Source organism: Streptomyces sp. Wb2n-11, assembly GCF_001049855.1.
GTDB classification, from domain to species: Bacteria; Actinomycetota; Actinomycetes; order Streptomycetales; family Streptomycetaceae; genus Streptomyces; species Streptomyces altiplanensis.
On sequence record NZ_CVPB01000001.1, the window covers coordinates 6,305,590 to 6,320,114 of the forward strand.

Sequence of the window (14,525 nt, forward strand, 5' to 3'; positions counted from 1 at the left end):
ACGAGACCGGTTGAGGCCGACGAAGTACTCAATCATCGGCTAGAGCCATGAGGAATCGAGTCTCTGCGTCGTCCCGCCCCGCACACATTCTGGGTACCGCGATGAGGGCGGCCAGGGCTCGGCACCAACCCAGCACACGACGAGGAGACATGCCAGGAACCAGCGCCGCCAGCTCCTCGACCCTCTGCTCCAGCACGGCTGGATCCGCAACCCCTTCAAGCACCCAGTCCACAGCGTCGAAGTCCGGGTCGCCCCACGTCGGCCTCGGATCAATTGCCACCATGCGGGCGCCCGGACCAGACAGCACGTTGGCCGGATGGAGATCACCATGCACGAGTCCCACAGGCCCATTGCCCGCGAGTTCCAGGGCAGCCGATCGCGCCTGCCGAAGCACCCCGGAGGCAGCCGGATCGTTCACGTCGCCCGCTGCCAGCCTGCGGTCGGTCAAATCAAACACGAAGTCGACGCGGTGTGAGAGAAGCCCCAGTGCCGAGTGCTCACCCGGCGCGGGAGCAGAGGCCCGCAGGTCCCGCAGCAGCACCGCGACCTCGGCCAAATTCCATGCACGCTGGCTCACTTGAACTCCCGGCTGCACGTCCTCCAGCAGCAGGGCCCCGACGGCCAGATCCTGCGCCAGCAGCGTGACAACCGAGGGCGTCTTCGCCCAGGCCCGCAGAGCTTCGGCTTCCTCCCGGGCAATCAGGGGCTCCGGCGTGAGTTTCAGCCACGCCGAGGCGCCGGTGTCCCGCGTGAAGCAACGGAACACCCGCGAGGTGCCTCCTCCGCCTGCCGCGACAAGCGTCAGATCCCAGCGGGCAGCGAGTTCGTCCACGAGAGCCGGCAGCTCATCACACCAGGCCAGCACATCAGCTCCGAACCGAACGGCGAGCCGGTCCCGAACCTCTGGAGCGACGCAGACCAGCTCTTTCAACTTGTCTCCCGCGGGTAGTAGATGCAGTCTTCGCGCATCCTAAGACCACGGTCCGTGCACGTCCCACAACATTGCAATCGTCACAGAGCGTGAAGAGTGATCTCGTCGAACCATCCCGCACAGCACTCAGGACTATCGACGGTGACCAGCTGACCGCCGCCATAAGCCCAGAGGAACCCACCGCAGACTCGACTACTCTGCAGAACCTGACGCGCGTGTTTCTCGCTCACACCCGCCAAGATTCCGCGAACCCGCGCGGGGGGCCGGGCGGTCATCTCGAGCCGACCGATACGACGCTGGTCGGCGCAGCCTTGCGGGAGCTGTCCGAGGAGACCGGCATCGACCCCGAACAGGTCGTTCCCGTCTCGATGCACCCCGCCTACGTCGAGTTCGGCCAGGTGCCGGCCAGGCCCGCGAAGGACGAGCCGGACCACTACCACCTGGACATCGGCTATGCCTTCGCGACGGCCGACGCCGAGGTCGGGCGTATCCAGGAGTCCGAGGTGACCGGCGCCGCCTGGTACCCACTTGAAGTGGCGGAGCGCCTCGTCGGACCCCGGATCGCGCGGGCGGTCACCACATCGACCGGAATCAGGTAACCCCTGCGCTACCGGAACCTTTCGTGGCGGCCAGCCAACGGGCAGGGAGCATCCCGTCGTAGAGAGCACTGAGGTGGGCGCGATCGGCGTCACGCCTCCTCCGGGAGCTCGGCGACGATCACGAGCCAACTCGTCACCGTGACGTCGTCTGGCTTGGTCCCGGCGGTGGCCTCGGCCAGGATCGCCATCCTCTGCTCGTAGCCGCCTGACCTCCAGCGCCCACGGGGAACGAGACCATGAAGACCTGCGACAACACCTCGGTCGGCATCATCATCACCGATCACCAGAGCCGCTACCTGATGTTCGACCGCGCCACCTTCCCGCCCGGCACGGCACCTGCCGCCGGCCACATCGACGACCACGGGACCGCCGAGGACGCGGGCCGCGCCGAGGTTGAGGAAGAACTCGGCCTCACCGTTACCGGCCTCACGCACGTCACCGGCTCCTGGCGGGACAACCCATGCCGCCGCCTTCCCGGCGCACGCGGCACCGGCCACGACTGGACCGTCTACCAGGCCACCGTCACTGGCCACCTCACCCCGAGTGCCCGCGAGACGAAGAACGTCCGCTGGATCGCTCCCGACGCTCTCCAGGAGCTGGCAGACCGGACGGTCGCCTACGCCCAGGGACGCATCACAGACGCCGAGTTCGAGGCCGCCCCCGGCATTGAGCCGGTGTGGATGCAGTGGCTCGCCAACATCGCCGCGATCCACATCAGCCCCGACGACCTGCTTCGGGTGGACCAACTCACCAGATGATCGCCGCCCCGCTCTCCTAGCCGCGGCCGCCGCCCGGTTCCACCCCGGGCTCGGCGCGCCGGCCTCTGCGCTCTTGGCCGACCCTGAGTGCCCTACTGCTACAGCAGGCCCAGACAGGCGAGTTCGCTGTCCGGGGTTGCGTCTTGCTACGACGCCCATGGAGGTCATGAACTCAGCGAAGAGCCTCATGCAGGGCCTCCTCCATCACAGGTAGCCGGTCCAGCAGCATCAGAGCCGCCTCGTGCCGCACCTGCCCATATGCCTCAAGCGCGGCGTCGACGATGTGCGGCCTTTCCACCGGTACCGACAGCGGAAAGGCCGAGCAGAGCATGGCTGCACAGCCGACACGAAGCGAGAACAAGAGGTCGTCCGCGGACGCCTTCGGGTTGGCCTCCCGGTAGGCCAGGGTGAGATCGGTGTACCCGGTGAGCCAGCTCTCCGCACTGTTGTCCAGCACGCTCTTGGGGTCGCACCCAAGACGTGCGATCTCCCAGGCGAGGTACCCGGGTGCGGGCGGTCGAAAGTCCACGATCGCGGCTACCCCGTCGTTGTTGAACAGCACGTTGGGGCCGGCCATGTCGCCCTGCAGGATCTGAACGGTCAGCCGTGGAAGCGAAGCGAGGGTGCGCTCGACGTCCCCCAGAATGGCTTGCCGCTCACGCGCCGCCTGCAGCGCCCACGTTTCGAACTCACCAAGCCGTGGTTTCTGCTGGTACGCATGGATCAGACGCTCGAAGCGGTCCCGTGAGGCGGCCACGTCGCACACCGCGGCGCCAGGTTTCAGGGTGCGTGAGGCGGCGGGGTGAGCGGCGAGCCGACTGTGGAGGCGGCCCATCGCTGTGCCGACGGCTGCCCACCGTGCACCCCTCAGGCCGCCTTCGGCGGTCGCGGTGTGCGGCACGTACGACCACAGGGACATTGGCAGGGGGCCGCGGGTCGCGATGAGGTCGTGCTCGCGCGTGCGGGTTGCCCGCGCGGTCGCGACACCTCCGTCGGCGCAGTACTCGGACAGTGCGACCGACGCCCGCTCCAGATCCAGGTGTTCTCGAGTGCGGTAGACCTTGGCGAAGTGCCGCCGGCCCGCCTGGTCCACGACGGCGTAGTTGTCCGTCGCGGTGCCCTCCGGGATACGCGTGATGTCTGCCGGGTGCAGTCCGTACGCGAGCACCAGCGTGTCGGCGACCGCCATGATCAGCTCCTCCTCTGCGGCGCGGCCGGGTGCGGAAGAGGCGGCAGGGTTGGTGGCGGGTTGGTGAGATGCGGTGGACATGGTCTCCTCGTCGAAGCGCAGCGAAGTGCTCAGATGGTGAGCGGGCAGCGGGCGGTCGGTTCGATTCGGACTCGGGCATGAATCGCGGCCGCCAGTTGCGGCGGACCGCGCCAAGTGCAGCTCGGCCGCAAGGTCGCCGGCGGACACCGCCCCGTCAACGCGGTCATCTGATTGCGCCACCCTCGTTCGGGTTGTGGCAATACCCGAGCCCGACCCGGCACCACCACCAACTGCCGACGGGGAACCGGTCGGCCAAGCCGACACCGCGGAGCCCTGCCGCATAAATCGGCTGATCGAGGTGCCGAACGCGGCAACCGACACCGGCTTCTCGTGGCGAGAGTGACCGGTCTGGCATCGCGTAGGCGAGGCGTAGGGCTGGCCAGCGGGCGGCGCGGCACCACGTTGGCGTGCTCGTCACATAGAGTGCGGGCGCGCGGGTGTCCACGTCGTTCACCAAAAGATGATCTTGGACGCCTTCGTTCTCGTCTCCGCAGGCACCCCTCGGGCCGCATCACCAGGAGGAACCAGTGTCGTCCCCGCAAGTCACCATCCCCGAGGAGAAGCTCGCCGAGGCGAAGAGGCAACTGAGCTTCCCGCCTATCGTCGCGATCTGCGGCTCCACTCGCTTCATGGCCGAGATGGCTGAGGCCGATGTGCGAGAAACGAAGGCCGGGAGGATTGTCGTCAAGCCGGGTTGCGACCTGAAGTCGCCGCACGAGCTTTGGTCCGATCCTGTCGAGGCTGAGGCGCTGAAGGTTCGACTCGACGAGCTGCACCGGTCGAAGATCCTGCTCGCCGACGAGGTGCTCGTGGTCGGCGACTACATCGGAGACAGCACCCGCTCCGAAATCGCCTACGCCCGGTCCCTGGGCAGGCCCGTGCGGTTCACGCACCCCGAAGTCGACCCCGGCGCCTGAGGGCCCGCCGCAGGCACCCTCTTGGACTTGATCACCCAGCGGGCGGCGTGGTGATGAAGGCGAGCTCATGCAGCGGCGGAACGCATCGCGGCCGTGATGGCGGCAGCGAGAGGCTGCCGGTGGTCCATCACGTAGAAGTGGTCACCCTCGTACCTCTCGAGTCCGCGGAAGTGCGTGGTGAACGTCTGCCAGGAGAGCAGTCGGTCCTCGCTGATCAGCCTGTCGCGGCGGCCCCCGAACACCGAGAGCGGAACGGGCAGCGGCTCGGGGTCGAGGGGAGGCGCCCAGGTGTCCAGGAGTTTGAAGTCGCTGCGGAACACCGGGGCGAACGTGGGCCAGACGGCGTCGTTGTCGAGGAGCTGCGGCTGGCTGCCGCCCACGTTCCGCAGCCAGCCGCGCAGTTCGTCGTCGGACATCAGGTGAGGACGGCCGTCGGCGCCGGCCTCGACTCGGGGGGCGCCGTAGGCGGACACACCCAGCCAGGTGGGCAGCGGGTCCCCCTCGTGATGGAGCCGGCGGGTGAGCTGGTAGGCGATGAGGGCGCCCAGGCTGTGGCCGAAGAACCCGAAGGGCCGGTCGAGCAGGGAAGCGATGGCGTTGTGGAAGTAGTCGACCAGCCGGTCGCAGTCGTCGATCAGCGGGAGTGTCTGCAGGTGGCCTCGGCCGGGGGCCTCCAGGAGGCAGAGTTCCCAGTCCTGGGGGAAGTGCTTCGCCCAGCCTCGGTAGAGCAGGTGTGAGCCGCCGGCGTGGTGGAACAGGAACAGGCGCGCCGCTGGGTCGCTCAGCGGCCTCGGGCGGATGACCGGCCCGGCCGACGTCTTGCCGACGAGCTTCGAGATGACGAAGGCGTGCAGCTCGGCGAGGGTCCTGGCACCGCTGATGACCACGGTGTTCTCCGGGACATCGTACGCGTTCTCCACGCGGGTTGAGATCTCGAGCATCAGCAGCGAGTCGATGTCGAGCTCGTCGGTGAAGTGCGCCTCGTCGGTGACCTCCTCGGGTTCGATCTCCAGTACGCCGGCTATCAGGGCACGGAGATCCTCGATGTTCACGGTCGCACTGGTCATGGGTGTTCCCCCGGCTCCTGCGTGGATGGACGAGTGGTCGGTCGTGGGGTCAGCAGCAGGACGGCTGCCGCGTCGTGGCGAGGGCCTCCGGCCGCGGCGAGCACGTTCCCGGTGGCGCCGCCCTGGAAGTGGGCAACCGCGGCGGCGCACTGCAGGACGCCCAGCGCCCCGGACAGCGGGCCCAGCTGGGCTTCCAGGTCGATCCGGCGCGTGCCTGCGAGCAGCTGGCCCGCCCCGGCACCCGCCTCGTCCCCGAGCCACAGTCCGACGGATTCCTCCTCCGCCACACCGGCGCAGGCCAGCGCCGCGGCGAGGTCCCCGGCCCGTGCGTACCCGGCGATCGTGGCGCGCGGCCGTGCGCCACGGCAAGCGACTGCGTCCGCCGGTTCGAGGACGACGGCGACCGCCGCGTCGGTGGACTGCTCGCCGAGCAACTTCGCCGTCACGTCGTTGGCTGGTTCGACGCCGACGACAACGGCCGCTTCGGCGCGCCCGGCCACGATGAGATTCCGGGCCCAGGCCAGGGCATCCAGACCGCTCGTGACGCCGTTGCAGACCGTGAGGTTGGGGCCACGCAGCCCGTATCGGATGGCCACCCAGCCGGCGATGACGTTGCTTGATGTCTGAGGCAGGCCCAGCGGGCTGAGGCCCCTGACGCCTTCTCTGGCGATCGTGTCGGTGGCTGCGCAGACGCTGTCCGCGTTGCCCAGGTTGGTGCTGACCACGACAGCGGTCGCATCAGCCGCGCCCGTGAACGTGGCGTCGGCGTCGGTCAGGTTCGCGTCGTGGAGGGCGAACTCGGCGGCGCGCAGGGCGAGCCGGGACGCGCGGTCCTTGTGGCGCAGCTCGCGTCCGCTGAGTCCAGTAGCCGGGTCGAAGCCGCCCTCGCCGGGCAGGGGTCCGAGAAGGTCGCCGTACGTCGCGACACCGGGGAGCGCCAGTCCGATGCCCGTGACGGCGACCTCCCGGAGGTTCGGGTTCCTCATCCGTGTGGTGCTCGTCGTGCTCATCTGGCTGCCTCCACGATCGCGACGGCGTTGATGCCTCCGAAGCCGAAGGCGTCGATCTGCGCGATGGCCAGGTCGCCAGGGGCGGGGGAGCCCTGCACCAGGCCCAGCCCGGTGGCCTCGGGGATCGGGTCGGTGAGTCCCAGGACCGGGGGGACCGTTCCTTCCTTCATGGCGAGCACCGCCATCACGAGGCTGAGCAGTCCCGAGCCGCCCAAGGTGTGGCCGGTCATCGCCTTGATGGCGGTCATCCGCGGGCCGGGTCCGGCGCCGTCGAAGATGCGGCGCAGGACGCTCGACTCCGTCGCGTCGTTGAGGGGGGTGCCGCTGCCGTGCAGCATCACCAGGTCGATGTCGCGGGCCCGCACCCCAGCTCTGCGGTAGGCGTCGAGCACCGCGCGGGTGATGCCGTCGGGGTCGGGCGCGGTGGCGTGGTGGGCGTCGCAGTTCATGGACACACCGCGCACCCGGGCGTGCACGGGCCGACTCTCGGTGCTGGCGCGCTGGACGACGACGGCCGCCGCGCCCTCACCCATCAGCATGCCCTTGTCCCTGGCGTCGAAGGGGCGCAGCGCGTCGGGGATGTCGCTCTGCACCCGGTCGAGCGTGCCGAAGCCGCTCTCGGTGGCGGCGTCGGTGCCCGCGACGACGACCGTGTCGGCCATGCCTGCCTCGATCATGTCGGTGGCCAGGCCGAGTGCGTACAGCGTGGCGGAGCAGGCGTTGGCGAAGGTGTAGGTGGTGGACGCCCCGAAGGCCGCCTTCAGGGCGGTGCCGAAGTGCAGGTCTTCGAGGGCGACGTCCGCGTCGTCACGCCACCACAGTTCGAGGCTGCGCTGCTCGCGCATGGTGGTCCCGACCAGCACGGGTATTTGCGACAGGTCCTCGCCCAGGCCCGCGTCAGCGACCGCCTGACTGACCACGGTGGTGAGCCAGCGCGTGGCGCGCCGCGGGATGTCGCCGCCGCCCTCGGGCCGGTCGTCGATCTCGTAGGCGTAGGCCGCCCTGTACTTGTCGGGGTCGAACGCTCGCAGAGGCTTGCGGCTCTCCTGGCCCGCGCACAACGCGGCGAATATCTCCTCGGGGCTGGCACCGATGTTGGCGACGGCGGCCATGCCCGTGATGTCCCAGGTCACGGTTGTGCAGCCGCCTTCCGGAGCTCGAAGGCTGCCAACTTGCCGGTCGACGTGGTCGGGAGCTCGTCGCGGAACTCCAGACGGGCGGGCCGCTTGTAGGCGGCGAGGTTGCCACGGATCGCGGCGAGCACCGCGCGCCGCACCACGGCCAAGTCGGATCCCGGCCGGGCCACCAGGTACGCCACAGCCTGCTCCAGGCCGTCGGCGTCGCGGCCGCCGACCACCACACAGTCCTGAATTCCTTCCACGACGCGCAGGACGCCCTCGATCTCGCTCGGCACGACCTTGTAGCCGCCCAGGTTGAGCACGTCATCGACGCGGCACAGATGGGTGAACGTGCCGTCCGGCGCACGGCGCACCACGTCGCCGGTGTAGGCACCGCCGTCGGCGAAGGTGAGCGCTGCGGCCTCCGGTCGGCCGATGTAGCCGAGGGCGACGGTCGGCCCGGCGATGTGCAGCCGGCCCTCGTGGCTGTCGGCGACGGGCGCGCCGTCCGCGGCGCGGACGGTCGCGGTGATCCCGGGCATCGGGATTCCGAAGGTGCCCGGGCGCCCGGTCCCCGGTGGTGTGCCGACGACGATGTGGAGGACCTCGGTGGCGCCGAGGCCGTTGAGCAGTTCGGCCTGGAAGGCGGTGCGGATCCGCTCGCTGAGCGGGCCCGGGAGATTCTCGCCCGCCGCCACGCACAGCCGCACGGAGCCGGTGGCGAGCGCCGTCGTCTCGGAGGAGTTCAGCAGCGCGGCGTACAGCCGTGGGACGGAGAACAGCACGGTGGGCCGGTGGCGTTGCATCGCGGCGGTGAGGGAGTGGACGTCGACCGGGCCGCGGATGAGCGCGACGCGGGAGCCGGCCGCCAGCGGGCACAGGACGGAGTTGCCGAAGCCGTAGCCGAAGCTCATCCGGGCGCTGGACAGCACGGTGTCCTCGGGAGTCAGCGCCAGTACGGTGCCGATGCCGTCGGCCATGGCCGCGATCGCTCCCGCCGAGTGCCGCACCCCCTTGGGCATGCCAGTGCTTCCGGAGGTGTACTGCACGAGCGCCTCACGGCCCACGCTCCACGCGGCGGGGAGCCCGGCCTCCTGCGGGAGGTGCGCGAGGCCGGCCTTGGCCGTCGCCAGAGCAGCGCGGACGTCAGCGCCGGAGAACCGGGGGGTCGTGGCGAACAGCTCCTCGAGGGCGCGTTGCCGCGCGGAGGCCGCGTCCAGGTGCACCATCGCGGCGGCGCAGTCGTCGGCGATGTAGCGGACTTCGTCGTCCGTGAGCGCCGGACTGATCACCACCGGGACGCAGCCGTGCCACCACAGACCGAGGACGGCGACGACGGTTGCCACGGAGTCGTCGGCGACCAGGAGCCCGCGGGCGCCTTCGGGTATGCCGGCGACCCGCAGGGCGCCCGCGTACCCGCGGGCTGCCTCCAGGAGGCCCGCGTAGGTGATCTCCCCGGCCTGGGGGTCGAGGTAGCTGGCCCGGTCACCCCGGCCGGCGCGGACATGGCCCGCCACCAAGCGGTCGATCAGATCGACGTCCCGGAGGGTCCTCGCCCGCTCGCCGAGCACGGCCGCCGCGGCGTCCAAGCTGGTGAAGGCTGCCGCTTCCTGCGCGGACAGGGCTCCGAACTCGCGCTCGACCGCGACCACGACCTCGACCTTCTCCAGGGAGCTCATGCCGAGTTCCTCATAGAACTGGGCACCAGGCGCGATGGCTTCTTTTTCCACCTCAAGGACAGACGCCACGATCTCTCGCAGTCTGTCGCGCGCTATGTCGATGTGTTCCACCGGCGGGAGTCCTTTCCGAATCTTCGTAGCCGAGAAGCGGGAGCGGGGTGAGGCGCGGCAGCCCTCCGCGGGTTGCTCAGGCGCCCAGGCCCACCTCGCAGGGAAAGGAGACAGACACGCCCATGGGCTCCTCCGTGAAGATGACCCGCTTACCGAGCGCGGACATGAAGCCGAGCTCGAAGACGGTGCCGCTTCCGACGCGACCGCCCGGGTTGCACACGACGACAGCGTCGGCCTGCCTGAAGGCGTCCATGTGCACGTACTTGTGCCGCCACGTGTCGCGTTCGTTCTTCAGCAAGTCCTGGTAGTCGAAGAGGATGAAGTCGGTGCCCTCGGTCTCCGGCTTGATCCTGGTGCTGCGGGGGCTGAGCACCTGGGTGCCGGTTTCGCGCAGCTGGGTGATGGTGCCCTCGATGTGCCCCAGGGACTGTTGGAAGCTGCCGCAGACGACTGCCGTCCGAAACTCCCGCCGGATCAGGCCTGCCACCATGTCGCTCGAGCCGCAGGCGGACATGCCCGTGTCCAGGTAGAACCGTTCCAGGTCGGGCCTCACGATGTTGAAGTAAAGGCCGGTGTCGACGTAGAAGCTGTTGACCAGCGTGGCCGCTTCCGGCTGCGGGAGCTGCTGGAAGACCCCGGTGGCGTGCACCCGCGTGCTCTTGTTGTCAACGGCCTCGGTGAACTCCTTGAGTCCGGCGCAGAACTCGCCGACGCTGTCCGCGAGCGCCACGCCGGTGAGGCCGGCTCCGAAGGGAAGCCGCTCCCTCGCGAGCAGCTGCAGCTCGCCGCTCTGGAGGCGGTGGACGCTGACGCGTTCCGAACCGAAGTGGACCAGGACCCTGCCTTCTGTCACCACTGTGCTGTTCTCCTTCTTTTCGATCCGTCGCGTTGGGAGTCGTCAGCCTGCGGGTAATCAGCCGAGAGAGGCGCTGTGGAGGGCGGCGCAGCTAGTCGCCTTCTCCGCGGAAAGCGCTGAGGTACTTCTCGGCGAATTCTTCTGTTCTCGCCCCGTTGTATTGCGTGATGAAGCGCGGGTGCTCCAGGGGCACGATCTTTTTGAAGAAGCGCTGCCCTCGTTCACCTTCGAGAGGAACTTGTAGTTCTCGCCGCTGCCGATGCAGTAGCACACCGAGGTGTCGGTTCCAAATGTGACCTGACGCTCCAGAGCGTCCACGAGGAATGTATGAAGAAGCTCCAGCAACTTCTTGTTTTCGTAGAAGTTGCAGTTGACCTCCCTTTTCTGGGGGTTCGTTCTCACCAGTCCGAGAGGGCACACGAAGCTCATGACGAAGTCGGCGTAGAACCTTGTCCGGCCCCCGTAGCGACTGATGACGTCGTGCAGGAATCCGGCGGAGGGCCGGTTCACCGCATAGCCGTCGACATCGACTCCCGTTTCGCTTTCGAGGAGCTTGGCGTCTTCGAACGGGACTCCGGTCACGGCCGTGCCCCGTCGGGCGGGCGAGCTTCCCAGCACCAGGCGGCGCGGCCTGTCGTCGTCGTAGTACTTGCGGTAGAACGCGGTCGTCACTTCGTGGACGCGCTCCTTCTGGGGGCCGCTGAACGGGTTGAGGACCGCGAATCCGGGCGGCAGTTCAAGCGTCGTCTCCGCAAGTTCCTGGTTGAACTGCAGGATCCGATCGGCAACGGTCGTTTGCCCGCTCATTGCAGAAGTCCTTCCTTCTCACTGGTCACTCTGGACAGTCCGGTCGCTCCCGGCCCTCGCCGGGAGCGACCGACTGGGGAAGCGTCAGGCGGCGACAGCCGACAGATAGATCTCGGTGCTTGTCGGGCGCATTCGAATGTCTTTGAACCCGGCACTTTCGAACTCCGCGCCAATCAGATTGGCCGTGTCCATTCCGCGATAGAGGTCGACGAACTCGGTACCGGGGATGATCAATCCTGGGACGACGCAGCCCCGCTGAGTATATAAGAATCCGTTGGCTACGGAGACGATAATCACCGCGCCGGGTTTCAATACCCTGTGGGCTTCTGAGGCTGCCGCGAACGTGTCGAAGAACGAGGAGTTGTACGTCCTCAAGGAGACGTAAAGATCGTAGCTCCTTTCCGATAGTGCGGACAGATCTTCGGCGCTGGAGACGACCGTTCTGGACGCGGGAATGCGTCGGCTTATGTTTGCAAGGCCGCTTTCTGCGATGTCAACGAATGTTATTTGCGGGCAATCAGAAAACAGGGCGACCGCTTCGTGGCCGGCCCCGACGCCGACGTTGAGGATGTTGACGCTGGGCAGCGTATGTGGGGACGACTGCCTGTAAACCGACATGAAGTCGTCCATCCACCTCGCGTTGGCGGCGCGAGCGTCGTACGCGTGGTCATAGGCGCCGTACTTTGCATCGAACGCTTCGGACAGTGCGGCGCCTACGGCGTGATCAGCCTCTTCAGGCTCGATCCCGTACCTCTGGTGAATGAGAGAAGCGAGCGCAGACCTTCCCCTGTTCGCGTTGACATCGCTCCTGGTGAGGGCGAACCCCCTCGACGTCAACCGGGTGGAGACGGCTTCACTGATGCGGTGTGTGGAGTAGTGGGGGTTGCAGTCGATACTTTGCTCGCTCGTTGCGTAGAGGTCGTGGTTATGCTTGAGAATCTGACGCTGGAAATCGTCGGAGAAGCGGTGGATATGGCCTCGCGCAGTGACGGGATCGTCGTCGAGGTACGTCGTCAGCGCAGGGTCTGGCAGGCCGACGTAGACCCTGTCGATACGCACTTCCTTCAGGAGTTCGCCGAGCTCGAACGAGCCGTCTGCTGACAGGGTGTTGACGGTCAGATATGCGCTGTGAACGCTGGGCGTTCCGAGCTCCTGAATCTTGCTCCGCAGAGTGCGGTACCAGGATCCGCCGGCTGCTTCGCCCTCGAAGGCGGAGCAGATCAACTCATTGTGTTCCGAAACGAGGGCGACGCCGATTCGCCGACCTCGGTACGGAGCCCTTTCTGCGGCGCCAATGGCGTAGTTCATCCAGTAGGTACTGTTCGGGCTCATGTGGGCCTCTGTCCGTCGGCGGAACGGCGCGTCCTGTTGGCTGGCAGAACCGAGCAGGTGATCACCATCACCGGCACCCTTCGCGGTGACATGAAACGTGAACCTCGGGTGAGGTCGCTGCGGCAACGGTCGGAGGACGATGACCACGACGTCCGGGATCCTTGCCGGGACCGCTGCCTAGCACCATTGGGCTTCAACCGGGCAGGATGAGGCGACCATGAGGAGCGCTCACTCACGATCGTCAGCAACTCGCGGAGGGGAGAGCCACCTTGGAGAGGGAGGAGCGGGCGACGTTCGCTGCGGAACTCACGCACTGGCGCAGCGTGCGGGGCCTGTCGAAGGCAGCTCTCGCCCAGCGCCTGAACATCGACCCCTCGTACGTGAGCCACCTTGAGGCCGGCCGGGAACACGGCAGCTCCCAGCTCGCCCGCCGGGCGGACACCGAACTGGACGCCGGCGGAGCGCTGTGGCGGGCATGGCAGCGCACCGACGCCTCCCCGCACGCGGCCGAGCATAACGACCCGCCGTCCGGCAGCGGCCTGCTGGTCCTGGAGGACGAGGCGGCGCTTCGCTACGACGACGGACGTTTCCACCTCAGCATGCGCAGGCTCCTGCACAACAACGGCACCGAGCCCGTCACCCGATACCTCGTACGAATCGCCGTCGACCGATACCCCTCCGAGCCGGAACGGTCCAACGCCCTCTACCGCCGCGACCCTCTGACATGGGAAGAGCTCCAGCTCACGGCGCATTGCGCGGACGAGCCGATGGGCTGGACCGTCAAACACGACCGGGACGCGTTCAAGGAGGTGTGGCTCCAGTTCCAGAACCCAACGAGCCGCTTCCCTCTCTACCCCGGCCAGGAAGCCGAGATCTCCTACTCGTACTGCGTCGGCGCCGAGAAATGGGGCCCTTGGTTCCAGCGAGCTGTCCGGCTCCCCACCCGCGAGCTCACCGTCAGCCTGTCCTTCCCCACTGACTTCCAGCCCACCGTCTGGGGCACCGAGACCTCCCTCAGCGCCAGCTTCGCGCCCCTGCGCACGCCCCCCACCCAAGCCATCGACGCAGACCACACCGTTTACACCTGGACGACCCTTGACCCGCCCCTCCACGCCCGGTACCGGATGGAGTGGCGGCTGAAGACCGCACACCTTCCAGAGAGCGAGCCCGTGAACACCCCCACCCCCAGCGCCCTCATGGCCGCCGCCGGCATCGTCCAGGAAGGCGACGTCCTCCTCCAGACAATCGCCCAACCTTTCAACCTGCCTGCCGAGGCCGACGAAGCCCGCCGCATCGTCCACGAACTCCACGACGCGATCGCGCGCGTCAAGAGGCTCCACGACTTCGGCAAGGGCATGGGCATCGCCGCGCCCCAGATCGGCCTCGGCCGCGCCGCCGCCGTCGTTGTCCCACCTGGCGACGACTCCAGTCCGATCGTCCTGCTCAACCCCACCATCGTGGAAACCTCGACCGAGACCGATCGCCAGTACGAGGGGTGCCTCAGCTTCTTCGACGTACGGGGCCTCGTCCCCAGGCCCCTCCACATCGTCATCAGCCACACGGACATCGACGGAACGCCCCGCCTGACCCGCTTCGAACATGGCCTGGCCCGCCTGGTCCTGCACGAAGTCGACCACCTCAACGGCAGGCTCTACCGCACCCGCATGGACCCAGGCACCCAGCCGATCCCCGTTGAGGAATACCGCGGCACCGGACAGAACTGGACCTACCAATAAGCCCTGGACAAGGGCGGAATTCTGGCAGGCCGTCCTGGCATTGCGGAGGCGGCCCCCAGCAGCCTCCAGCCGTCGGGGCAGGCGCTGTTCCTCCAAGAGGCTGATGATTGCGTACTTCAGGGCGTGGGTGTAGAGGGAGTGTGCGTCCGCGGTCTGACTGAGCACTTCCAGGCTGCCGGCGATCCACTGGCAGAAGCCGATCTCCACCAACTCGCGCCTCGCGGTGAGAACGAACCGCTTGGCCTCGTCGTGGTGGCCGGGTGTGGCGTCGAGGTAGAGGACCGTGAGGGCGGGGAGGGCAACCTTGTGGACGGCAGACCCCGCATAGCCGATG

The 14,525-nt window shown here is 67.9% G+C and carries 13 protein-coding genes; 4 read left to right on the top strand and 9 right to left on the bottom strand.

Features of this window, described 5'->3' with window-relative positions:
* Positions 1 to 28: 28 nt before the first annotated feature.
* Positions 29 to 931, bottom strand: coding sequence for an aminoglycoside phosphotransferase family protein (locus BN1555_RS28830; RefSeq protein ID WP_093802087.1), 903 nt, complete (start codon positions 929 to 931; stop codon positions 29 to 31).
* Positions 932 to 1,146: 215 nt separating this feature from the next.
* On the opposite strand from BN1555_RS28830, the gene BN1555_RS28835 reads away from it, so the two are divergent.
* Entirely contained in the window at positions 1,147 to 1,530 is a 384-nt protein-coding gene (locus BN1555_RS28835) for an NUDIX domain-containing protein (RefSeq protein ID WP_255306220.1), read from the top strand.
* Between the two features lie 236 nt (positions 1,531 to 1,766).
* The gene (locus tag BN1555_RS28840; RefSeq protein WP_093802089.1) at positions 1,767 to 2,288 is read left to right on the top strand and encodes an NUDIX hydrolase; all 522 of its coding nucleotides are present in this window, start codon (positions 1,767 to 1,769) and stop codon (positions 2,286 to 2,288) included.
* A 172-nt stretch (positions 2,289 to 2,460) separates the two neighbouring features.
* Here BN1555_RS28840 and BN1555_RS28845 read toward each other — a convergent pair whose 3' ends face one another.
* On the bottom strand, positions 2,461 to 3,705 hold the full coding sequence (locus BN1555_RS28845) for a phosphotransferase enzyme family protein (RefSeq protein WP_255306221.1): 1,245 nt from the start codon (positions 3,703 to 3,705) through the stop codon (positions 2,461 to 2,463).
* Positions 3,706 to 4,085: 380 nt separating this feature from the next.
* Between BN1555_RS28845 and BN1555_RS28850 the strand changes: the two genes are divergently transcribed.
* Positions 4,086 to 4,475, top strand: a complete 390-nt coding sequence (locus BN1555_RS28850; protein WP_093802090.1) for a hypothetical protein — start codon at positions 4,086 to 4,088, stop codon at positions 4,473 to 4,475.
* A gap of 65 nt (positions 4,476 to 4,540) precedes the next feature.
* Here BN1555_RS28850 and BN1555_RS28855 read toward each other — a convergent pair whose 3' ends face one another.
* The 7 genes from BN1555_RS28855 to BN1555_RS28885 form a co-directional block, all read right to left on the bottom strand.
* On the bottom strand, positions 4,541 to 5,542 hold the full coding sequence (locus tag BN1555_RS28855; protein WP_093802091.1) for a thioesterase domain-containing protein: 1,002 nt from the start codon (positions 5,540 to 5,542) through the stop codon (positions 4,541 to 4,543).
* Positions 5,539 to 6,552, bottom strand: coding sequence for a beta-ketoacyl synthase N-terminal-like domain-containing protein (locus BN1555_RS28860; RefSeq protein ID WP_093802092.1), 1,014 nt, complete (start codon positions 6,550 to 6,552; stop codon positions 5,539 to 5,541). The genes BN1555_RS28855 and BN1555_RS28860 overlap by 4 nt, the downstream gene beginning before the upstream one ends.
* Positions 6,549 to 7,685 (bottom strand): beta-ketoacyl synthase N-terminal-like domain-containing protein, encoded by a 1,137-nt coding sequence (locus tag BN1555_RS28865; RefSeq protein ID WP_093802093.1) that lies wholly within the window; start codon positions 7,683 to 7,685, stop codon positions 6,549 to 6,551. The genes BN1555_RS28860 and BN1555_RS28865 overlap by 4 nt, the downstream gene beginning before the upstream one ends.
* Positions 7,682 to 9,460: an AMP-binding protein gene (locus BN1555_RS28870; protein ID WP_255306222.1), complete on the bottom strand. Its 1,779-nt coding sequence runs from the start codon at positions 9,458 to 9,460 to the stop codon at positions 7,682 to 7,684. The genes BN1555_RS28865 and BN1555_RS28870 overlap by 4 nt, the downstream gene beginning before the upstream one ends.
* A 76-nt stretch (positions 9,461 to 9,536) precedes the next feature.
* Positions 9,537 to 10,313, bottom strand: coding sequence for a nucleoside 2-deoxyribosyltransferase (locus tag BN1555_RS28875; RefSeq protein WP_141662893.1), 777 nt, complete (start codon positions 10,311 to 10,313; stop codon positions 9,537 to 9,539).
* Between the two features lie 60 nt (positions 10,314 to 10,373).
* Complete coding sequence (locus tag BN1555_RS28880; RefSeq protein WP_218058206.1) at positions 10,374 to 11,123, bottom strand: uracil-DNA glycosylase family protein; 750 nt, start codon at positions 11,121 to 11,123, stop codon at positions 10,374 to 10,376.
* Positions 11,124 to 11,207: 84 nt separating this feature from the next.
* Positions 11,208 to 12,602 carry a class I SAM-dependent methyltransferase gene (locus BN1555_RS28885; protein WP_141662894.1) on the bottom strand — a complete coding sequence of 465 codons (1,395 nt, stop codon included), beginning with the start codon at positions 12,600 to 12,602 and terminating at the stop codon, positions 11,208 to 11,210.
* Positions 12,603 to 12,724: 122 nt separating this feature from the next.
* Here BN1555_RS28885 and BN1555_RS28890 point away from each other — a divergent pair, with 122 nt between their 5' ends.
* Positions 12,725 to 14,191 carry a peptide deformylase gene (locus BN1555_RS28890; RefSeq protein ID WP_093802096.1) on the top strand — a complete coding sequence of 489 codons (1,467 nt, stop codon included), beginning with the start codon at positions 12,725 to 12,727 and terminating at the stop codon, positions 14,189 to 14,191.
* Positions 14,192 to 14,525: the final 334 nt, after the last annotated feature.